This is a genomic window from Pseudomonas sp. LBUM1669 (assembly GCF_059695705.1).
On record NZ_CP166784.1, the window covers coordinates 5,280,434 to 5,299,887 of the forward strand.

Consider the following 19,454-nt stretch of genomic DNA (forward strand, 5'->3'; position numbering starts at 1 on the left):
CCTGCTCAACGATTAAAGCAGGGAGGGAAAAAAGGTGGAGAGTCGATCTGTAAGCCGGGTTCTGTCTTGAACAGTCATTCGTCTACGATGGCCATCACTGGACATCTTTAGCAACCTACCCGGTCCCAGCGCGGGCCACGCCTTGGGACCCTATTTGGTCTTGCTCCAAGTGGGGTTTACCTAGCCACGAACTGTTGCCAGACGTGCGGTGCGCTCTTACCGCACCTTTTCACCCTTACCGGCGCCGAAGCGCTTAGGCGGTTATTTTCTGTGGCACTTTCCGTAGGCTCACGCCTCCCAGGCATTACCTGGCACTTCGCCCTATGGAGCCCGGACTTTCCTCCCCCCCCTAATTTTCATAGAGGGCAGCGACTGTCCAATCGACTCTCCGCCGCGAAGGTTAACGGCAGAGCGGCCGAAGAACAAGCGCTAAACGCCTTTGGCTGCTCCTGCGCGTCGGGTTTTTACTCGCCCTTCTGTTTATCCAACGCAACCTGATAGAGCACATTCTTGCGTTCACCGGTAATTTGCGCCGCCAATGCCGCCGCACGCTTGAGCGGCATCTCTTCAAGCAACAGATTGAGGATGCGCATGGCCTCACTGCTGACCGCATCCTCGGTCTCGGGTGCCGACCAACCCGCCACCAACACCACGCACTCGCCGCGCTGCTGATTACTGTCCGACTCGACGAACTCACGCAACTCGGCCAGCGGCAGGCCTTTAAGGGTTTCGAAGGTCTTGGTGATTTCACGGGCCAGCAACGCCGGACGCTCGGGGCCGAACACCAACTCCATGTCTTGCAGGCACTCAAGAATACGATGCGGCGCTTCATAGAAAATCAGTGTGCGCGGCTCTTCCTTGACCAGCTCAAGACGAGCGCGACGACCGACAGCCTTGGCCGGCAGGAAGCCTTCGAAAATGAAACGGTCCGACGGTAGTCCCGCCGCCGACAACGCCGCGATCAAGGCACAGGCGCCTGGAACCGGGACCACATTGATCCCGGCGGCGCGAGCCTGACGCACCAGGTGATAACCCGGATCGGAAATCAGCGGCGTACCGGCATCGGAGATCAGCGCCACATCGTCGCCCGCCAGCAATCGCGTGATAAAGCGGCTACCTTCATCGCGCTCGTTGTGTTCATGGCAGGCCGCCAGCGGCGTGGGAATGCCGAAGTGTTGCATCAGGCGCTGGGAGTGACGGGTGTCTTCGGCGGCAATCAACGCGACGTCGCGCAGGATCTTCAGCGCACGTGCACTGATGTCGTCCAGGTTGCCGATGGGCGTCGCCACCACATAAAGCGAGCCAGCAGCGGAATTCAAAGCACCTGGAGCAGTCAAAGCGCACACCTCATGATCGGTAAAAGGCGACATTGTAGCGCGTAGCGGCGCTTGCGATCGCCCCGCCCTCCTCGGGTTTTTCAGGCGTTTGTGCAGCGCTGCAACATTTGCACGAGCTAAATTGATCGATTCACGCCAGTAACATCGCGCCCCGGCCAGTGCTTGGGTACAATTCCACGCTAATTTGATCGAGTATCAGGAACACTACATGATCGCTTGCCTGCGGCTGTTCACTGCCCTCTGCCTCGCTGCCTTGCTGGCGGCTTGCGCCAGCTCGCCCTCTTCCAGCCTTGGCGAACTTCCACGGACCCCGGACGCCAGTATCGAGCAACTGCTCGAACAGGCCGCTCAAAGCAAGGACGCGGAAAAAGCCGCGTTGTTGCGTCTGAGCGCGGCAGACTTGGCCTATCGCCAGGGCAATGCCGGCCAGTCCGCGCAAATCCTGCAACAGGTTCCGGTGGAACAACTCAAGCCCGGCCAACAGGTCTTCGCCAGCACCCTGGCGGCTGAACTGGCCATGGCGCGCAATCAGCCCAAGGCGGCGTTGACTGCCTTGAGCCATCCGAGCCTGCAACGCCTGAGCGAGTTGCCGGTCGAGCAACAGGTTCGCACCGGCACTGTCCATGCTCGCGCCCTTGAGGCCGACGGGCAGACGCTGGCCGCCGCACGGGAGCGCATCTTCATCGCACCCATGCTCGAAGGTGAAGCCGCCGGCAAAAACCACGAAGCGATCTGGACCCTGATCGCCTCGCTGCCGACCGATCAACTGCAGCCAACCACCGACGACGACCTTGGTGGCTGGATGAGCCTGGCACTGACGGTGAAAACCGCCGGCACCCTGGAACAACAGCAAGCCGCGATCGACAACTGGCGCGCCCAGAACCCTAAGCACCCGGCTGCCATTCAATTGCCGCTGCCACTGACCAAGCTCAAGGAACTGGCCAGCCAGCCCCTGAGCAAGATCGCCCTGCTGTTGCCGCAAGACGGCCCGCTGGCATCGGTCGGCAAAGCGCTGCGTGAAGGCTTCCTGGCCGCTCACTACCAGGCGCAACAAGCCGGGCAGAAGCCGCCAGCCATCGAGTTCTATGACAGCTCACGCCTGACCTCGATGGACGAGTTCTACCGCAAGGCCCAGGCCGATGGCGTGCAACTGGTGGTCGGTCCGCTGGAAAAACCACTGGTCAAACAGCTCAGTGCTCGCCCGCAACTGCCGATCACCACCCTGGCGCTGAATTACAGCGAAGGCGAACAAGGTCCGGCCCAGCTGTTCCAGTTTGGTCTGGCCGCTGAAGATGAAGCACGTGAAGTGTCTCGTCGTGCTCGCGCCGACGGCCTGCATCGCGCCGCGATCATGGTGCCGAAAGGCGAATGGGGCGATCGCGTGCTGAGAGCGTTCAGCCAGGATTGGCAAGCCAACGGCGGCAGCATCGTCGCGACCGAGCGCGTTGACCAACCGGTTCAACTGGCCCAGCAGATTGCCGACATGTTCCAGCTGCGTCAGAGCGAAGGTCGCGCCAAGAGCCTGCAAAGTACCGTTGGCTCGCAGGTAGCGGCCCAGCCTTCGCGCCGCCAGGACATCGAGTTCATCTTCCTGGCCGCGACTCCGCAACAGGCTCAGCAGATCAAGCCGACCCTGAACTTCCAGTACGCGGGCGACGTGCCGGTTTACGCCACGTCCCACGTGTTCAGTGCCAGCGGCGACGTGAACCAGTACAACGACATGAACGGCATCCGTTTCTGCGAAACCCCGTGGTTGCTGGACGCCAATGATCCGCTGCGCAAACAGGTCACGGCACAATGGCCGCAAGCGGCTGGCAGCCTGGGCCGCCTGTACGCAATGGGCGTTGACGCCTATCGCCTGGCGCCGCGACTGGGGCAACTCAAGGCGCTTCCGGACAGCCGCATTGAAGGCCAGTCGGGCAGCCTGGGCATGACTCAAAACCAGCGCGTGGTGCGCCAGTTGCCGTGGGCACAGTTCGTCAGCGGTCAGGTTCAACGCCTGCCGGATACCCCACGCTGATGCCTGACAGGTCACGCCAACAAAGCGGTAAAGATGCCGAGCGCCATGCGCTCGAGCATCTTCAACAACAGGGTCTGCGCCTGCTGGCGCAGAACTGGTTGTGTAAACGCGGCGAGCTTGATCTGGTCATGCTTGATGGCGATACAGTAGTATTCGTTGAAGTCCGCTACAGAAAAAACACCCAGTGGGGTGGAGCGCTCGACAGCATCGATGGGCGCAAACGGCAGAAACTGATTTTCGCCGCGCAGTATTTTCTTCAGCGCGAGTCACGTTGGGCCAATTCCCCCTGCCGCTTCGACGTGGTTGCCATCGACAGCAACCTCGATCAGTTGAACTGGTTGCAGAATGCCTTCGACAGCTGATCGCGTGCGCCCCGAAGCGGATACCTTTACCCAACACTTTTGCTCTTTGCTTTGCGGGCTGCACATTCATGTGCCGAGTAGCCGCGCTAATTAAGGTCACACAGATGGACATGCAATCCCGAATTCGCCAGCTTTTTCAGGCCAGTATCGACACCAAGCAAATGGCGATGGACGTACTTGCACCGCACATCGAGCAAGCCAGCCAGGTAATGGTCAACGCCCTGCTCAATGAGGGCAAAATGCTTTCTTGCGGCAACGGTGGCTCCGCCGGTGATGCCCAGCACTTTTCGTCCGAGCTGCTCAACCGCTTCGAGCGCGAACGTCCGAGCCTGCCCGCCATTGCGCTGACCACCGACAGCTCGACGATCACCTCGATCGCCAACGACTACAGCTACAACGAAATTTTCTCCAAACAGATCCGCGCCCTCGGCCAACCGGGTGACGTATTGCTGGCGATTTCCACCAGCGGCAACTCGGCGAACATTATTCAAGCGATCCAGGCCGCACATGATCGCGAAATGATTGTCGTAGCATTGACCGGTCGCGATGGCGGCGGCATGGCGTCGTTGCTATTGCCCGAGGACGTCGAGATTCGCGTACCGGCCAACGTCACCGCACGTATTCAGGAAGTCCACCTGCTGGCGATCCATTGCCTTTGCGATTTGATCGACAGCCAACTGTTCGGGAGTGAAGAATGACCCCTAATCGCCTAGGCCTTCTGGCCTTGACCCTGTGCCTCGGCATCAGCGGCTGCACTTCGGTGGTTAAAGCCAGCCGTGAAGCGCCCATTGAAGATGACCGCGGTACGCGCACCTTCGGCAGCAAGATCGACGACTCCCTGATCGATACCAAGGTCGGCGTGAACGTCGCCAAGGCCGATCCTGCCCTGGACAACGATTCGCACATCGTCGTCACCAGCTTCAACGGCGTCGTGCTACTCGCCGGGCAAACACCGACCGCCGACCTCAAGGCCAAGGCCGAACAGGCTGCCGCCGCGGTCCAGCGCGTAAAGAAGGTGCATAACGAACTGCAGGTCCTGCCACCCTCCGGCTTCCTTGCCCGCCAGAACGACACCTGGCTGACCTCCAAGATCAAGACCCAGATGCTCACCGACCCGAACATCCCGGGGTCGCGCATCAAGGTCGTCACCGAGAACGGCATCGTTTATCTGCTGGGTCTGCTGACCAAGCAGGAAGCGGCGCAGGCCACCAACCTGGTGCAGAGCGTTTCCGGTGTGCAGAAGATTGTGAAGTTGTTTGAATATATCGACTGATACACCATCCTGTAGGAGCCAGGCTTGCCGGCGAAGGCGCCCTCCAGATCGCTTTCGCCGGCAAGCCTGGCTCCTACAGAAGTAATAAAAAAGGCGATCCTTGCGGATCGCCTTTTTTTTACTTCACCACTTTCAAACTGGGTCGACCGCTGGGACGCGGCGGCTCGCTGTCGGGCGGCGGAATATCATCATCCGGCTCGATCTCTTCCTCGTCTTCCATAGGCGATTCCAGATCAAACACCATGCCTTGGCCATTCTCCCGGGCGTAAATACCCAGGATCGATGCGATAGGCACGTACAGAGTGTGCGGCACGCCACCGAAGCGCCCTTCGAAGCTGACCGCCTCGTTGTCCATGTGCAGATGACGCACGGCAGCCGGTGATACGTTCAGGACAATTTGTCCGTCACTGGCAAAACCCTGAGGAACCTGCACCGACGGATACTCGGAATTGACCAGCATGTGCGGGGTGCAATCGTTGTCCACAATCCACTCGTAGAGCGCGCGGACCAGATAAGGTCGACTGGAGTTCATAGCGGCTCCTTAAGCCTTAGCGCATATCGCGTTCGACACCAGACAGACTCGCCTGGAAAGCCTCACGCGCAAACGAGCGCTCCATGTAATCAAGCAGCGGCTTGGCAGGCCGCGGCAGTTCAATACCCAAAATCGGCAAACGCCAGAGTATTGGCAATAGGCAGCAATCCACCAGACTTTGTTCCTCACTGAGGAAAAACGGCTTGTCGGCGAACAACGGCGACACGCCAGTCAGGCTTTCACGCAACTCTTTACGAGCCACGACGCGGGCAGCTTCCTTGGTCTTCGAATCCAGGATCAGATCCACCAGACCACACCAGTCACGCTGAATACGATGGATCAGCAGACGGCTGTTGGCACGCGCCACAGGATAAACCGGCAGCAAGGGCGGGTGCGGGTAACGCTCATCCAGATATTCCATCACCACGGTCGACTCCCACAACGCCAGGTCACGATCGACCAGGGTGGGCAGGCTTCCGTAAGGGTTCACTTCAATCAGTTTAGGCGGCTGGCGACCAGCCTCCACGTAAATGATCTCTGCGCTGACACCCTTCTCTGCAAGTACGATGCGCACTCGGTGGGAATAGTGGTCGGCGGGGTCGGAGTAACAGGCCAACCGATTGGTCACGCCCATGGCGGTCCTCCTCGCTTGTTGAAATTATCGGAAGCGGAAAAACGCACGCGCCCAGAAGACGCCTCCCGTAACGTCTGGCTTGCCAGACTCGTTACACCTTCAGAGACGCCCCTGGGCGCGTGCGATTAACAGCAATTGCTTACAGCTTTATCAATGGACGTCTTTCCAGTATTCACGCTTGAGCAAGTAAGCGAATACGAAGAAGAACGCCAGGTACAGCAACACATAGGTACCGATGCGCTGATGCTCCAGCTTAACCGGGTTAGCCGAGTAAGCGAGGAAGGTTACCAGATTCTTGACCTTCTCATCGAACTGCTCTTCGGTCAGAGCACCGCTCTTCGGCACGATGGTCAACTGATCGCACGCTTCATGAGTCAGCGCGGTACCGGTCAGCGGATCATATTGCTTCTTGCCGTCTTCGACGATCTGAACCTGTTTGCAACCGACAACCTGACGACCTTGCAGGCCAACCAGGACGTTCGGCATGCCCACGTTCGGGAAAACCTTGTTGTTCACACCCCAAGGACGCGACGGATCTTCGTAGAAGGACTTCAGGTAACCATAAAGCCAGTCCGTACCACGAACACGCGCTACCAGAGTCAGGTCAGGCGGTGCGGCACCAAACCAGGTCTTGGCGTCAGCCGGCTGCATGCCGATGCTCATGTGGTCGCCGATCTTGGCGCCGGTGAACACCAGCTTCGACAGCATCAGATCGTGAGGAATACCCAGATCATCGGCAACACGTTCGTAACGCTGGAACTTGGCGCTGTGACAGCCCATGCAATAGTTGGCGAACGTACGCGCGCCATCCTGCATTGCAGCCTTGTCGGAAACGTCGATGTCGACCTTTTCCAATTCTGGAGCACCGGCTGTCGACGCGAACGAGAACACAGGCATGGCAGCAAGAATCAGTACAGCAAATAACTTTTTCATCAGCCAGTCACCCTTTCCGGAACCGGTTTGGTCTTCTCGAGCCTGGTGTAGAACGGCATCAGAATGAAGTAGGCGAAGTACAGGAAGGTGCATACCTGCGACAGCAGCGTACGACCCGGCGTCGGAGCCAGAACACCCAGAATGCCGAGGATCACGAACGAGACGCAGAACACCACCAGCCAGATTTTGCTCAGCCAGCCTTTGTAGCGCATCGACTTGACGGGGCTGCGATCCAGCCACGGCAGGACGAACAGCACAGCGATGGCCGCGCCCATGGCGATAACGCCCAGGAGCTTGTCCGGAACCGCCCGCAGAATCGCGTAGAACGGCGTGAAGTACCAGACCGGAGCGATGTGCTCAGGTGTCTTGAAGGCGTTCGCCACTTCAAAGTTCGGCTTCTCGAGGAAGTAGCCGCCCATTTCCGGGAAGAAGAACACGATCGAGCAGAAGATAAACAGGAACACCACCACGCCGACGATATCTTTCACGGTGTAGTACGGGTGGAACGCAATGCCGTCCAGCGGTACGCCGTTTTCGTCTTTGTGTTTCTTGATGTCCACGCCGTCCGGGTTGTTCGAGCCGACTTCGTGCAGCGCCAGGACGTGCAGCACTACCAGACCGAGAATCACGATCGGCAGAGCGACAACGTGCAGGGCGAAGAAGCGGTTCAGGGTGATACCGGAAATAAGGTAGTCACCACGGATCCACTGGGTCAGGTCGTTACCGATGACCGGGATCGCACCGAACAGCGAGATAATCACCTGGGCGCCCCAGTAGGACATCTGGCCCCACGGCAGCAGATAACCCATGAAGGCCTCAGCCATCAGCGCCAGGTAAATCAGCATGCCGAAGACCCACACCAACTCACGCGGCTTCTGGTACGAACCGTAGAGCAAGCCACGGAACATGTGCAGATAAACCACGATAAAGAACATCGAAGCGCCGACGGCGTGCAACATACGCAGGATCGAGCCGTACTCGACATCGCGCATGATGTATTCAACGGAGGCAAAGGCTTCTTCCGCCGACGGGGTGTAGCTCATGGTCAGCCAGACACCGGTAACGATCTGGTTGACCAGAACGAGCAGTGCCAGGGAGCCAAAGAAATAGAAGAAGTTGAAGTTCTTCGGGGCGTAGTACTTGCTGAGATGGTCTTCCCACATTTTGGTTGCGGGAAAGCGCGCATCAACCCAATCCATGAACTTGCTCATCACGCTTTCTCCGTATCGACGCCAATGACAATGATGTCATCGGTCTCATAGGAATGCGGGGGAACTGGCAGGTTCAAGGGCGCAGGTTGCGACTTGTAGACGCGGCCAGCCAGATCGTAGTGGGAACCGTGGCAAGGGCAGAAATAACCACCTACCCAGTCTTTGCCTAGATCCGCAGGTGCCACTTCTGGACGGAAGGTCGGCGAGCAACCCAGGTGCGTGCAGATGCCGATCAGCAGCAGAACTTCTGGCTTGATCGAACGCGTTTCCGGGTCGACATAGGTCGGTTGTGTCGAGTTCTTGGAGGTCGGGTCAGACAGCTGGCCCTCGATCTTTTTCAGATTCCCCAGGATTTCCTCGGTACGGCGGACAATGAACACCGGCTGACCGCGCCACTCAGCAATCATCTGCTGACCTGGTTCGATTTTGCTGACATTCACTTTCACCGGTGCACCTGCGGCTTTCGCCTTGGCACTGGGAAACCATGACCCCACGAACGGGACCGCAGCCCCCACCGCTCCTGCAGCACCCACCACGGATGTGGCTGCTACCAAGAAGCGACGCCGGCCTGCATTCACGCCGTCATTGCTCATTCAGTCCTCTCCCATCAGCTTTGTGGCCTGTTAAATCAGGCGTCTACTAAGTAAAAATCTGAACTTATAAAAATTTTGCCGAATGGTAATGAAAAGCCCCAATTCTGACAAGGTAATTACCGAGGGGCTTCACTGCCAAGCCTTGCAGTATAGGGCTTCTACGGCTGTGGCAAGTTGTCACAGCGCAATTCTTTGATAAATCGCGCCCATAAAAAAACGCCCAGCTTCGCGAGGAAACTGGGCGTTCTTTTTGAACGCGAAAGCGAATTAACGCTTCGAGTACTGCGGACGCTTACGCGCTTTACGCAGACCAACTTTCTTACGTTCAACTTCACGAGCATCGCGAGTAACGAAGCCAGCTTTGCGCAGAGCGCCACGCAGGGTTTCGTCGTACTGCATCAGTGCGCGAGTGATACCGTGGCGGATTGCGCCAGCTTGACCACTTACACCACCACCGATCACGGTGACGTAGATGTCGAATTTCTCGACAGTCTCAGTCAGTTCCAGCGGCTGACGAACTACCATGCGGGCAGTTTCGCGGCCGAAGAAATTTTCCAGGGTGCGGTTGTTGATGGAGATGTTACCAGTACCCGGACGCAGGAAAACGCGTGCGGTTGCGGTCTTGCGACGGCCAGTGCCGTAATTTTGAGTCGCCGACATAATGAACTATTCCGTTAAAACTTCAGTTCTTGGGGCTGCTGAGCAGTATGAGGGTGTACAGCGCCCGCATAGACTTTCAGCTTACGATACATGTCGCGACCCAGCGGGTTCTTAGGCAGCATGCCTTTGACCGCGGTCTCGATCACGCGCTCAGGGGCTTTAGCGATCAGCTTTTCGAAGTTGATCGACTTGATGCCGCCCGGGAAACCGGAGTGGGAGTAGTAGATCTTGTCGGTGGTTTTAGCACCAGTTACACGAATCTGCTCGGCATTGATAACGACGATGTAGTCGCCGGTGTCAACGTGAGGAGTGTACTCAGCTTTATGCTTGCCACGCAGACGGCTCGCGATTTCGGTGGCCAGACGACCCAGGGTCTGACCTGCAGCGTCGACGACAAACCAGTCGCGCTGTACTGTTTCCGGTTTAGCAGTAAAAGTTTTCATTCTTTATAGCCTCAGGGGCCGCCCTGTAAATTAGACGGCGGATCTTACTGAATAGTGCGTACTTTGACAAGTCAAAGGCAGCCGGATACAGACGCTTTCGGGGGCTCGGGTCGGCGCGTCCGTTCAACGGCAAGATTCTTCGGCGGCGGCGCATCACTTCCACTGCAGAAAGAGGTGCGCAATTATGCAGATTGCGAAAAATATTTCAACCTGCTTTTATGATTGTTTTGCCCAAGGAGCACCCGATGGACTATCGACAGCTAGGCCGAACCAATCTGAACGTGAGCGCCATCTGCCTCGGAACCATGACCTGGGGCGAGCAAAACACTGAAGCTGAAGCCTTCGCCCAGATCGAACGAGCCAAGGACGCCGGGATCAATTTCATCGACACCGCCGAAATGTACCCGGTGCCGCCGAAGGCCGAAACCTACGCCACCACCGAGCGCTACATCGGCAATTACTTCAAAAGTCGCGGTGATCGCGCCGACTGGATACTGGCCAGCAAGATCGCCGGCCCCGGCAACACCATCGATTACATCCGCGACAAAAACCTGCGGCACAACCGCCAGCACATCACCGAAGCCGTGGATGCAAGCCTCAAGCGCCTGCAAACCGACTACATCGACCTCTATCAGTTGCACTGGCCGGAACGTAGCACCAATTTCTTCGGCCAGCTGGGCTACAAGCACAAGATCGAAGCCAACCTGACGCCGCTGGAGGACACCCTCGAAGCGCTGGACGAGCAGGTCAAGGCCGGCAAGATCCGCCACATCGGCCTGTCCAACGAAACGCCATGGGGCACCATGCGCTTCCTCGCCCTGGCAGAAGCCCGTGGCTGGCCGCGCGCGGTGTCGATCCAGAACCCGTACAACCTGCTCAACCGCAGCTTCGAAGTCGGCCTGGCGGAAATCGCCATCCGCGAACAGTGCGGCCTGCTCGCCTATTCGCCGCTGGCGTTCGGTTTCCTGTCAGGCAAGTACGAAGGTGGCGCGCGTCCACCCAAAGGCCGCCTGAGCCTCTACAGCCGCTTCAGCCGCTATTTCAACCCGCAGTCAGAGGCAGCGTGCAGTCGTTATGTCGCGCTGGCCCGGGAACACGGCCTGGACCCGGCGCAAATGGCGTTGGCGTTTGTCACCCAGCAGCCGTTTGTGACCAGCAACATCATCGGCGCCACAACCATGGAGCAACTGGAGAGCAACATCGCCAGTTTCGAGCTGAAACTTTCCGATGACGTGCTGGAGGGGATTGAGGCGATTCACAAGGATCACCCGAACCCGGCGCCTTGATCGATTCATAGACCCAATCGCGAGCAGGCTCGCTCCCACATTTGATCGCATTCCTCTGGGAGAACGCGGCTAAGTGTGGGAGCGAGCCTGCTCGCGATAGCAGCCTGACAGTCACCGCAAAATCAAAGCGACCTAGCAATAATCTCCTTCATGATTTCATTGGTCCCCGCATAAATCCGCTGCACCCGCGCATCCGCCCACGCCCGGGCGATCGGGTATTCCCACATGAACCCGTAACCGCCATGCAACTGCACGCATTCATCGAGCACCTTACATTGCAGGTCAGTGCCCCAGTACTTGGCCATCGCGGCGGTCGGCACATCCAACTTGCCTTGCAGGTGCAGTTCCAGGCAGCGATCCACGAAAACCCGGCCGATCTGGATTTCAGTCGCCATCTCCGCCAGCTTGAAGCGTGTGTTCTGGAAATCGGCAATCGCCTTGCCGAACGCCTTGCGCTCACGGGTGTAATCTAGCGTCCATTTCAACGCAGCTTCGGCCGACGCCAGCCCGCCAATGGCGACGGTGAGGCGCTCCTGAGGCAACTCCTGCATCAGGTAAGCGAAGCCCATGCCCGCCTGCCCCAACAGGTTTTCTTTGGGGACCCGAACGTCCTGGAAGAACAACTCCGACGTGTCCTGAGCCTTCATGCCGACTTTTTCCAGGCGCTTGCCCTTGTCGAAACCCGGGGTGTTGGCCTCGACCAGAAACAGACTCGTGCCCTTCGCGCCAGCCTTCGGATCCGTCTTGGCCACGACAATCACCAGGTCAGCCAGAAAACCGTTGGTGATGAATGTCTTGGACCCGTTGATCACGTACTCGTCGCCATCCAGCACCGCAGTGGTTTTCACCCCTTGCAGATCGGAACCGGCGCCCGGTTCGGTCATGGCAATCGCAGTAACCATCTCGCCGGACACCAGTTTCGGCAGGTATTTATGCTTCAGCGCTTCACTGCCGTAGTGCAGGATGTAGGGCGCCACAATGTCCGAATGGAGCGAAAAACCGATCCCGGTGAGACCCAGTCGCCCCACCTCTTCGATCACCACCGTGCTATAGAGAAAGTCCGCCCCCAGCCCGCCGTATTCCTCCGGCAGATGCGAACAAAGCATCCCCGCCTCCCCTGCCTTGTTCCAGAGTTTACGGTCGATGTAGCCTTGTTTTTCCCATTGCCCATGGAACGGCACGGCCTCTTTTTCGAGGAACGTTCGCACGCTGTCGCGAAACAATTCGTGCTCGGAACTGAACAAGGTTCTGGGGATCATGCGGCACCTGTCGTTATTGTTAGAGGGAGTTGACCTTCAGAGACTAAGCCTCACACCCGATACAGGACACTGGACACATCAGACAAAAAATAAGACGATCCAGCCGTCTGGTGACCACTTTCCCCTATAAGAATAAAGTTGAATTATGTCTAACCACGTCTCCACGCCCTTGCGGCGCGTCAGCATCCTGGCTATCGACCGGGTTTTCGCTTCCACCCTCATGCAAGCCAAGGATTTCTTCCACCTGGCCAGCCTGCGCTATGGCAAACAACTGGGCCAGGGCCTGACACCGGCGTTCGAAACCCGGCTGGTCAGCCCCGACGGCAAACCGGTAAACAGTTTCAGCGATGTGATCATGCCGGTGGACGGAGGCCTGGAAAATGCCGACGTCATTATCCTCCCGGCCTTCTGGGACGATTTCGATACCCTTTGCCAACGTTATCCACAGGTCCTGCCCTGGTTGCGCCAGCAACACGCTCGCGGCGCCGTGCTTTGCGGTGAGGCCACAGGGGTGTTCTGGCTTGCCGAGGCCGGCCTGCTCAATGGCAAGGAAGCGACCACCTACTGGCGCTTCTTCAATGCCTTCGCCGAGCGCTTCCCACAGGTCCATCTCAATCAGGACAAGCACCTGACCGACGCCGACAACCTGTATTGCGCAGGCGGCACCACTTCGGCGTGCGATCTCTACATCTACCTGATCGAACGCTTCTGCGGCGCCAACGTCTCCCAGGCCGTGGCCCGGGACATTCTCTACGAAGTGCAGCGCAGCTACTCGCCAGGACGCATCGGCTTCGGCGGACAGAAACTGCACCAGGACGTGATCATCCTGCAGATCCAGCACTGGCTCGAAGAACACTTCGCCGACAAATTCCGCTTCGAAGACGTCGCCCGCGAACACGGCATGAGCATCCGCAATTTCATGCGCCGCTTTCAGACCGCCACCGGCGACAAGCCGCTGCATTACCTGCAACGCCTGCGCATTGAAACCGCCAAGGGTCTGCTGTCGGGTAGCCGCAAGAGCATCAAGACCATCAGCTATGAAGTCGGTTACGACGATGCGAGCTTCTTTGCGCGGTTGTTCCGCCAGCACACTGAGTTGTCGCCGAATCAGTATCGGCAGCAGTTTCAGCAAGCGGCTTAAGGACTGAACACAAATCCAATGTGGGAGCGGGCTTGCTCGCGAAAGCGGTCTGACATTCAAACTTGATGTCGACTGAACCACCGCTTTCGCGAGCAAGCCCGCTCCCACATGGGTTCTTCGGCGCGCACAAAAAAGGGCCTGCATGTGCAGGCCCTTTTTTCATTTTCCGAATCGTCCTACGGCTTATGCGCCCGGGACAGGAATTCGTGCGACTGCATTTCGAGCAGACGGCTGAGCGTGCGCTGGAACTCGAAGTTCAGGCGACCGCCGGTGTAGAGGTCCTTGAGCTCGACTTCAGCCGAGATGATCAGCTTGACGTTACGGTCGTAGAACTCGTCGACCATGTTGATAAAGCGCCGGGCGATGTCGTCGGTAGTGACGCTCATCTGCTCGACACCGCTGAGCAACACGGCGTGGAAGATCTTGCCCAGTTCGATGTAATCGTTCTGGCTGCGTGGGCCGTCGCACAGTTCGCGGAAGTCGAACCAGGCCACGTCATCACAGGTGCGCACGGCACGAATTTCGCGGTTCTCGATCATCAGCACGTCATTCTCGATGGCGGCCGTGCATTCTGGTGTCAGGGCGCGGAAGCTTTTGCGAAGGCTTTCCTGAGCGGCTTCGTCCAGCGGGAAGTGGAACAGCTCGGCTTGCTCGAGGTGGCGCAGACGATAATCGACGCCGCTGTCGACGTTGACGATGTCGGTGTTCTGCTTGATCAGCGCAATGGCCGGCAGGAAGCGCGCACGTTGCAGGCCATCCTTGTACAGACCGTCCGGCACGATGTTCGAGGTCGCGACCAGGGTCACGCCGTTCTTGAACAACTCTTCCATCAGCGTGCCGAGGATCATCGCGTCGGTGATATCGGACACGAAGAACTCATCGAAACAGATCACCCGGGCTTCGTCAGAGAAGCGCTTGGCAATGATGGTCAGCGGGTTCTTCTCGCCGCCAAGGGTCTTCATCTCTTCGTGCACACGCTTCATGAAGCGGTGGAAGTGAGTGCGGACCTTTTCCTTGAACGGCAGCGCTTCGAAGAAGGTGTCGACCAGGTAAGTCTTGCCGCGACCCACGCCGCCCCAGAAATACAGGCCCTTGACCGGCGCCTGGTCTTTCTTGCCAAACAGTTTGCCGAGCAGGCCAGGCTTGTTGTTCGACGCAGCGACCAGATCGTCGTACAGGCGCTGCAAATGACGCACGGCGGTTTCCTGCGCGGCGTCATGGAAGAATTCCGGGCGTTTCAGATCAGCTTGGTATCGTTCTAGGGGCGTCATAATTCGTTAGCAAGGCAACAAAAACGGGCCGTCACTGTAGCGACGGCCTGCGGGAATGGCAATCGGCCCTTAGTCGGGCCGAACCGTTGATTTATTCCTGAACCGGCGTGAGCGCAACCCGCAGAGCGTCGATGGCAACATCGCGAGCGGCGTTGTCAGCAAAGGTCGGGCTGTCGGCCACGCACTCGCCTTCCAGCCAGACGCTGAAGCTCTGCTCCTCACTGTGTACATCCAAAGGCTGGCCCGATTGCAGCTGCTTGGTCACCTGGCCTGCGGTTTTGCCGTCGGCGAAGTTGCGCGACAGCAGCAATTGCTCGCCATCGGCCGCCAGCAGACGGAAGCGGAAACTGCTGTCCTCCTCGCGGAAACTGACAAAACGCGCAGCTTTCGCGGCTTTCTTCTTGGTGGTGGCAGCGACCTGGGTCTGGGCGACGAAAGAGCGCAGGCCGACCGCTTCACGCAGCTCGTGGAGAAATGGTGTCGCAACCGAACGCGCTTTTTTGGCGCCGATCTGCAGGATGTCTTCCAGGTCCGCCGGGCGTTCGATCAGCTGGTGATAACGCTCGCGGGACTCGCCCAGCTCGCTATCCAGCAGTTGGAACAGGCGATTTTTCGCCTCGCCCCAACCCAGGCCCTGCAACAGTTCGCTGCGGAACTCGTCGGATTGTGCTGGCGTGGCGAAGGCCTGGAACAGGGTGAACAGGTGCGAATTGTCCGGATCCTTGGCTTCGCCCGGCGCGCGGGAGTCGGTGACAATCCGCGAGATCGCGTCCTTCATTTCCTTGGCGCTGCTGAACAACGGAATGGTGTTGTCGTAGCTCTTCGACATCTTGCGACCGTCGAGGCCAGGCAGCGTGGCGACGCTTTCTTCGATCAGCGCCTCCGGCATGGTGAAGAATTCTTTGCCCTGGCCAAACAAGTGGTTGAAGCGCTGGCCGATGTCGCGGGCCATTTCCACGTGCTGGATCTGGTCACGACCGACCGGCACCTTGTGGGCGTTGAACATCAGGATGTCCGCGGCCATCAGCACCGGGTAGCTGTACAAGCCCATGGTGATGCCGGCATCCGGGTCTTCGCCGGTTTCAACGTTCTTGTCCACGGAAGCCTTGTAGGCATGGGCGCGGTTGAGCAGGCCCTTGGCGGCAACGCAGGTCAGCAGCCAGGTCAGCTCGGGGATTTCCGGGATGTCGGACTGGCGGTAGAACGTCACGCGCTCCACATCCAGGCCACCGGCCAGCCAGGTCGCGGCGATTTCCAGACGCGAGCGCTGGATGCGCAGCGGGTCATCGCATTTGATCAGGGCGTGGTAGTCGGCCAGAAAGTAGAACGAATCGGCATTGCTGTCACGGCTGGCCAGGATCGCCGGGCGGATGGCACCGGCGTAGTTGCCCAGGTGCGGCGTGCCGGTGGTGGTGATGCCGGTGAGGATACGGGTACGAGTCGTCATGGGTAATCGCTTGTCAGACTGCAATCAATTCGAAAGGCGCGGCAGGATCAGATCTTTGAGATCGGTCAGCTTGCCATGAAAAAAGTGTCCGCATTCTGCCACTTTCAGCAGCTCATGGGGACGTTCGAGCTTGCCGGACCATTCGTAAACGAGTTGTGGATCGATCACTTCGTCGGTTTGCGGCTGGATCAGGGTCAGCTCGCCCTGCTGCGGCAGCTGGTCCTGATCACCCAGACGCATGACCGCAGGTGCCACCATGAACAGGTGCTTGAGTTGTTCGCCCTTGGCTTCCAGGCGTCCGCCGAGACTTGCTGCAACAAAACCACCGAAGGAAAAACCGAACAGGGTCAGGGGCAGTTCCGGGTGTCTGCCCTGCAGCCATTCGGCCGCTGCCTGAGCATCGTCGACTTCGCCAGTGCCCATATCGTGCGAGCCTTCGCTGGCGCCGACGCCACGGTAGTTGAAACGCAAAGTAATCAAACCGGCGTCGCGCGCGGTGCGCTGCAGGGTCGAGACCACTTTGTTGAGCATGGTGCCGCCCTGCACCGGGTTGGGATGGCAGATCAGCGCGATGCCGCGCGGCTGCTCGATATCCAGGTAAAGAGCTTCCAGTTGGCCGACCGGGCCATCAATCACTACAGGGGTTTCGCGCATAAGCAAGGAAGGAACTCCGTGACCTCGAATCGGGTCGACTCGTCTAGCAAATTGTCTGTGCCAATCTATTGCGAGTGAATCGCGGTATACAGCGCAGGTTCGAGCCGTTAACGTAAAGCAAAGCCGTTTATAGAGGAAGGACTCGTGGAACACTCGCTCTTAGTTTGGTTGTTGCCGACTCTTGCCCTGGTTGTGGGTGTCGCCATTGGTTTCCTGATCGCTCGTTTGGTGCCGAATGCCGCGCCGAGCAGCACCCAACGTCAGCTGGATGACATTCAGGAACGTTTCGACAGTTATCAGAACGAGGTGGTCACCCACTTCAACAGCACTGCAAACCTGGTCAAGAAGCTGACTGCGAGCTATCAGGAAGTGCAGGATCACCTCGCCGAGGGTGCCAACCGCCTGGCCCTGGACGAGCAGACTCGTCAACGCTTGCTGGCCGCCCTGCACGCCGATGCGACGCAGGCTCCACGGGAACGCCTGACGCCACCGCGCAATCAGGAGCCGCCTCGCGACTACGCCCCCAAAGCCCCTAACGCGCCTGGCATGCTCGATGAGCATTACGGCCTGAAGAAGTAATCAGGTTTCGCGCGACATGAAAAAGCCCCCGGATGAGTAATTGTCCGGGGGCTTTTTTAATTTTGAAGTTTTCATCGCCTGTTCTGTCCCCTTCGCGAGCAAGCCCGCTCCCACAGGGGATTTGTGCTTTGCCACATTGTTGTGATCGACACAGAACACTGTGGGAGCGGGCTTGCTCGCGAAGGGGCCGGAACTGGCGACAAAAAAAAACCGCCCGATCTGCTGAGAATCGGGCGGGCTTTTTTACGCCTGGGGTTCAATCAGACAATTACGGATACTGCTGAACCGTACCCGGCTGCTGACCACCATACTGCTGACCCGGAATCGCCTTCAGGTTGACCTCGACACGACGGTTCTGCGCCCGGCCATTTGTATCACCGTTGCTGGCAATCGGGTTATCCGGCCCGGCACCGCGAGCCGACAGGTTCGCACCGCTGACGCCTTGCGAGGTCAGGTAAGTCGCTACGCTCTGCGCTCGACGCTGGGACAGGTCCATGTTGTGCTGGCGACTGCCGGTGCTGTCGGTATAACCGACGATTTCGATCTGGTTCTGGCTGAACTCCTTGAGCGAACCAGCCAGATTGTTCAGCGGCTGATAGAAGCTGGAAGCGATATTCGCCGAATCGGTAGCGAACGTGATGTTGCCCGGCATGATCAACTTGATCTGGTCACCCTGACGCTGCACCTCGACACCGGTGTTGGCCATGCTGGCCCGCAGCTTCTTCTCTTGCTGGTCGGCGTAGTAGCCGTAACCCGCAGCGGAAGCACCCACGACGGCGGCGCCGATCAGCGCGCCCTTGCCACGGTTATCGTGACCGATGGCGGCACCAGCCAAGGCGCCAGCCAGAGCGCCGAGGCCACCGTATTTAGCGGTTTTGCTCATGCCCGTGGAGCCACTGTCAGCCTGGCCCTGATTGTCATAAGGGTTAGGCGAGGCGCAGCCAGACAGCAAGGCCACAGCCGTAGCGACAATAATCAAACGCTGCTTGGTGAACATGAAGAGCTCCTGGTTTTTTGCATTCTGTGGTGCAACGGACTAAGGCATTGAACCTTTGCGGGCGTTGGATCATTTTGGCCGTCGAAAATTCCGTCGGTTACATTTAAGCCCGCACAAACGGGTTCTCGCGCATTTCATCACCCAGGCGCGTGTCCGGACCATGCCCGGTCACCACCGTCGCCTCTTCGTCGAGCGTGTAGAGCCGCTGCTTGATCGACCGCACGATAGTCGCCTGATCGCCGCCCCACAAATCCGTTCGTCCTACCCCGCGACGAAACAACGTGTCACCGGCAATCAGCAGCTTGGCCTCGGAAAACCAAAAGCTCATGGAACCCGGTGTATGACCCGGCGTGTGCAACGCCACGCCGCATCCGCAAGCCAGTTCTTCATCGTCGGCCAACCAGCGGTCCGGCGATGGCACTGGGGTGTAAGGCACACCAAACATCTGGCATTGCATCTCCAGATTGTCCCAGAGGAATTGATCTTCTTTATGCAGGTGCAGGGTCGCGCCGGTTTTCTCCTTGAGCTGACCGGAGGCCAGGAAGTGATCCAGGTGCGCATGGGTGTGGATGATGCTCACCACCTTCAAGCCCAAGGCGTCGAGGCGCGCGAGGATCAATTCATGATTGCCGCCCGGGTCGACCACGATCGCTTTTTTGGTGATCGGATCACCGATGATTGTGCAGTTGCACTGCAAGGGGCCGACGGGGAAGGTTTCGCGGATCAGCTTGGGGGTTGTCACAGTCATGGGAAGTCGATGGCCTGTATCAGACGGAAGGCAGTGGGCGTTGCTTCAGGATTCTACGCCAGTCGCCGATACAG

21 protein-coding genes and 1 other RNA gene are annotated in these 19,454 nt (G+C 58.6%); 7 read left to right on the plus strand and 15 right to left on the minus strand.

Going from position 1 to position 19,454, the window contains the following annotated elements; genetic code table 11:
- Positions 1 to 34: 34 nt before the first annotated feature.
- Both rnpB and rsmI read right to left on the minus strand, forming a co-directional pair.
- Positions 35 to 388: RNase P RNA component class A (rnpB, locus tag ACA051_RS24485), an RNA gene on the minus strand.
- 76 nt (positions 389 to 464) lie between these two features.
- Positions 465 to 1,370, minus strand: coding sequence for a 16S rRNA (cytidine(1402)-2'-O)-methyltransferase (rsmI, locus tag ACA051_RS24490; protein WP_497305344.1), 906 nt, complete (start codon positions 1,368 to 1,370; stop codon positions 465 to 467).
- Between the two features lie 175 nt (positions 1,371 to 1,545).
- Here rsmI and ACA051_RS24495 point away from each other — a divergent pair, with 175 nt between their 5' ends.
- From ACA051_RS24495 to ACA051_RS24510, 4 genes are all read left to right on the plus strand, one after another.
- Positions 1,546 to 3,357, plus strand: coding sequence for a penicillin-binding protein activator (locus tag ACA051_RS24495; RefSeq protein WP_497305346.1), 1,812 nt, complete (start codon positions 1,546 to 1,548; stop codon positions 3,355 to 3,357).
- Positions 3,357 to 3,719: a YraN family protein gene (locus ACA051_RS24500; RefSeq protein ID WP_007904371.1), complete on the plus strand. Its 363-nt coding sequence runs from the start codon at positions 3,357 to 3,359 to the stop codon at positions 3,717 to 3,719. The genes ACA051_RS24495 and ACA051_RS24500 overlap by 1 nt, the downstream gene beginning before the upstream one ends.
- A gap of 104 nt (positions 3,720 to 3,823) precedes the next feature.
- Complete coding sequence (locus tag ACA051_RS24505; protein ID WP_008025961.1) at positions 3,824 to 4,417, plus strand: phosphoheptose isomerase; 594 nt, start codon at positions 3,824 to 3,826, stop codon at positions 4,415 to 4,417.
- Positions 4,414 to 4,992, plus strand: a complete 579-nt coding sequence (locus ACA051_RS24510) for a BON domain-containing protein (RefSeq protein ID WP_109634717.1) — start codon at positions 4,414 to 4,416, stop codon at positions 4,990 to 4,992. The genes ACA051_RS24505 and ACA051_RS24510 overlap by 4 nt, the downstream gene beginning before the upstream one ends.
- 118 nt (positions 4,993 to 5,110) lie before the next feature.
- Here ACA051_RS24510 and ACA051_RS24515 read toward each other — a convergent pair whose 3' ends face one another.
- The 7 genes from ACA051_RS24515 to rplM all read right to left on the minus strand — a co-directional run bounded on the left by ACA051_RS24515 (position 5,111) and on the right by rplM (position 9,998).
- Positions 5,111 to 5,524: a ClpXP protease specificity-enhancing factor gene (locus tag ACA051_RS24515; protein WP_008155980.1), complete on the minus strand. Its 414-nt coding sequence runs from the start codon at positions 5,522 to 5,524 to the stop codon at positions 5,111 to 5,113.
- A gap of 16 nt (positions 5,525 to 5,540) precedes the next feature.
- Positions 5,541 to 6,158 carry a glutathione S-transferase N-terminal domain-containing protein gene (locus ACA051_RS24520; protein ID WP_027922678.1) on the minus strand — a complete coding sequence of 206 codons (618 nt, stop codon included), beginning with the start codon at positions 6,156 to 6,158 and terminating at the stop codon, positions 5,541 to 5,543.
- Between the two features lie 150 nt (positions 6,159 to 6,308).
- The gene (locus ACA051_RS24525) at positions 6,309 to 7,091 is read right to left on the minus strand and encodes a cytochrome c1 (protein WP_497372280.1); all 783 of its coding nucleotides are present in this window, start codon (positions 7,089 to 7,091) and stop codon (positions 6,309 to 6,311) included.
- Positions 7,091 to 8,302: a cytochrome b gene (locus ACA051_RS24530; RefSeq protein WP_083375773.1), complete on the minus strand. Its 1,212-nt coding sequence runs from the start codon at positions 8,300 to 8,302 to the stop codon at positions 7,091 to 7,093. The genes ACA051_RS24525 and ACA051_RS24530 overlap by 1 nt, the downstream gene beginning before the upstream one ends.
- A complete protein-coding gene (gene petA, locus ACA051_RS24535; RefSeq protein ID WP_007905300.1) occupies positions 8,302 to 8,895 on the minus strand; it encodes a ubiquinol-cytochrome c reductase iron-sulfur subunit in 594 nt (197 codons plus the stop codon). Before petA ends, ACA051_RS24530 begins: the two co-directional genes overlap by 1 nt.
- A 267-nt stretch (positions 8,896 to 9,162) precedes the next feature.
- Complete coding sequence (gene rpsI, locus ACA051_RS24540; protein ID WP_003216038.1) at positions 9,163 to 9,555, minus strand: 30S ribosomal protein S9; 393 nt, start codon at positions 9,553 to 9,555, stop codon at positions 9,163 to 9,165.
- A gap of 14 nt (positions 9,556 to 9,569) precedes the next feature.
- Complete coding sequence (gene rplM, locus ACA051_RS24545) at positions 9,570 to 9,998, minus strand: 50S ribosomal protein L13 (protein ID WP_007905295.1); 429 nt, start codon at positions 9,996 to 9,998, stop codon at positions 9,570 to 9,572.
- A gap of 245 nt (positions 9,999 to 10,243) precedes the next feature.
- On the opposite strand from rplM, the gene ACA051_RS24550 reads away from it, so the two are divergent.
- A complete protein-coding gene (locus ACA051_RS24550) occupies positions 10,244 to 11,284 on the plus strand; it encodes an NADP(H)-dependent aldo-keto reductase (RefSeq protein ID WP_497305350.1) in 1,041 nt (346 codons plus the stop codon).
- Between the two features lie 122 nt (positions 11,285 to 11,406).
- On the opposite strand, the gene ACA051_RS24555 is transcribed toward ACA051_RS24550, so the two are convergent.
- The gene (locus tag ACA051_RS24555) at positions 11,407 to 12,543 is read right to left on the minus strand and encodes an acyl-CoA dehydrogenase family protein (RefSeq protein ID WP_010458159.1); all 1,137 of its coding nucleotides are present in this window, start codon (positions 12,541 to 12,543) and stop codon (positions 11,407 to 11,409) included.
- A 244-nt stretch (positions 12,544 to 12,787) separates the two neighbouring features.
- On the opposite strand from ACA051_RS24555, the gene ACA051_RS24560 reads away from it, so the two are divergent.
- The gene (locus ACA051_RS24560) at positions 12,788 to 13,684 is read left to right on the plus strand and encodes a GlxA family transcriptional regulator (RefSeq protein ID WP_403107253.1); all 897 of its coding nucleotides are present in this window, start codon (positions 12,788 to 12,790) and stop codon (positions 13,682 to 13,684) included.
- 176 nt (positions 13,685 to 13,860) lie between these two features.
- Here ACA051_RS24560 and zapE read toward each other — a convergent pair whose 3' ends face one another.
- The 3 genes from zapE to ACA051_RS24575 all read right to left on the minus strand — a co-directional run bounded on the left by zapE (position 13,861) and on the right by ACA051_RS24575 (position 17,056).
- Positions 13,861 to 14,955 carry a cell division protein ZapE gene (gene zapE, locus ACA051_RS24565; RefSeq protein ID WP_109634727.1) on the minus strand — a complete coding sequence of 365 codons (1,095 nt, stop codon included), beginning with the start codon at positions 14,953 to 14,955 and terminating at the stop codon, positions 13,861 to 13,863.
- Positions 14,956 to 15,046: 91 nt separating this feature from the next.
- Positions 15,047 to 16,402 carry a tryptophan--tRNA ligase gene (locus ACA051_RS24570; RefSeq protein WP_497372282.1) on the minus strand — a complete coding sequence of 452 codons (1,356 nt, stop codon included), beginning with the start codon at positions 16,400 to 16,402 and terminating at the stop codon, positions 15,047 to 15,049.
- A 24-nt stretch (positions 16,403 to 16,426) separates the two neighbouring features.
- Positions 16,427 to 17,056: an alpha/beta hydrolase gene (locus ACA051_RS24575; protein WP_497372284.1), complete on the minus strand. Its 630-nt coding sequence runs from the start codon at positions 17,054 to 17,056 to the stop codon at positions 16,427 to 16,429.
- Positions 17,057 to 17,200: 144 nt separating this feature from the next.
- Here ACA051_RS24575 and ACA051_RS24580 point away from each other — a divergent pair, with 144 nt between their 5' ends.
- Entirely contained in the window at positions 17,201 to 17,635 is a 435-nt protein-coding gene (locus ACA051_RS24580) for a Z-ring associated ZapG family protein (protein ID WP_497372286.1), read from the plus strand.
- A 268-nt stretch (positions 17,636 to 17,903) separates the two neighbouring features.
- Here the strand turns inward: ACA051_RS24580 and ACA051_RS24585 are convergent, their stop codons facing one another.
- Both ACA051_RS24585 and ACA051_RS24590 read right to left on the minus strand, forming a co-directional pair.
- Positions 17,904 to 18,632 (minus strand): YiaD family glycine zipper/OmpA-like lipoprotein, encoded by a 729-nt coding sequence (locus ACA051_RS24585; RefSeq protein ID WP_497372288.1) that lies wholly within the window; start codon positions 18,630 to 18,632, stop codon positions 17,904 to 17,906.
- A 103-nt stretch (positions 18,633 to 18,735) separates the two neighbouring features.
- A complete protein-coding gene (locus tag ACA051_RS24590) occupies positions 18,736 to 19,380 on the minus strand; it encodes an MBL fold metallo-hydrolase (protein ID WP_497305360.1) in 645 nt (214 codons plus the stop codon).
- Between the last annotated feature and the right edge of the window lie 74 nt (positions 19,381 to 19,454).

Coding starts and splice junctions, on each gene's coding strand:
- ACA051_RS24590 (WP_497305360.1), bottom strand. CDS start 19,380: ATGACTGTGACAACCCCCAAGCTGATCCGCGAAACCTTCCCCGTCGGC.
- zapE (WP_109634727.1), bottom strand. CDS start 14,955: ATGACGCCCCTAGAACGATACCAAGCTGATCTGAAACGCCCGGAATTC.
- ACA051_RS24505 (WP_008025961.1), top strand. CDS start 3,824: ATGGACATGCAATCCCGAATTCGCCAGCTTTTTCAGGCCAGTATCGAC.
- ACA051_RS24515 (WP_008155980.1), bottom strand. CDS start 5,524: ATGAACTCCAGTCGACCTTATCTGGTCCGCGCGCTCTACGAGTGGATT.
- ACA051_RS24575 (WP_497372284.1), bottom strand. CDS start 17,056: ATGCGCGAAACCCCTGTAGTGATTGATGGCCCGGTCGGCCAACTGGAA.
- ACA051_RS24570 (WP_497372282.1), bottom strand. CDS start 16,402: ATGACGACTCGTACCCGTATCCTCACCGGCATCACCACCACCGGCACG.
- ACA051_RS24510 (WP_109634717.1), top strand. CDS start 4,414: ATGACCCCTAATCGCCTAGGCCTTCTGGCCTTGACCCTGTGCCTCGGC.
- ACA051_RS24520 (WP_027922678.1), bottom strand. CDS start 6,158: ATGGGCGTGACCAATCGGTTGGCCTGTTACTCCGACCCCGCCGACCAC.
- ACA051_RS24495 (WP_497305346.1), top strand. CDS start 1,546: ATGATCGCTTGCCTGCGGCTGTTCACTGCCCTCTGCCTCGCTGCCTTG.
- ACA051_RS24500 (WP_007904371.1), top strand. CDS start 3,357: ATGCCTGACAGGTCACGCCAACAAAGCGGTAAAGATGCCGAGCGCCAT.
- ACA051_RS24530 (WP_083375773.1), bottom strand. CDS start 8,302: ATGAGCAAGTTCATGGATTGGGTTGATGCGCGCTTTCCCGCAACCAAA.
- rsmI (WP_497305344.1), bottom strand. CDS start 1,370: ATGTCGCCTTTTACCGATCATGAGGTGTGCGCTTTGACTGCTCCAGGT.
- ACA051_RS24550 (WP_497305350.1), top strand. CDS start 10,244: ATGGACTATCGACAGCTAGGCCGAACCAATCTGAACGTGAGCGCCATC.
- ACA051_RS24525 (WP_497372280.1), bottom strand. CDS start 7,091: ATGAAAAAGTTATTTGCTGTACTGATTCTTGCTGCCATGCCTGTGTTC.
- rplM (WP_007905295.1), bottom strand. CDS start 9,998: ATGAAAACTTTTACTGCTAAACCGGAAACAGTACAGCGCGACTGGTTT.
- ACA051_RS24555 (WP_010458159.1), bottom strand. CDS start 12,543: ATGATCCCCAGAACCTTGTTCAGTTCCGAGCACGAATTGTTTCGCGAC.
- ACA051_RS24585 (WP_497372288.1), bottom strand. CDS start 18,632: ATGTTCACCAAGCAGCGTTTGATTATTGTCGCTACGGCTGTGGCCTTG.
- petA (WP_007905300.1), bottom strand. CDS start 8,895: ATGAGCAATGACGGCGTGAATGCAGGCCGGCGTCGCTTCTTGGTAGCA.
- rpsI (WP_003216038.1), bottom strand. CDS start 9,555: ATGTCGGCGACTCAAAATTACGGCACTGGCCGTCGCAAGACCGCAACC.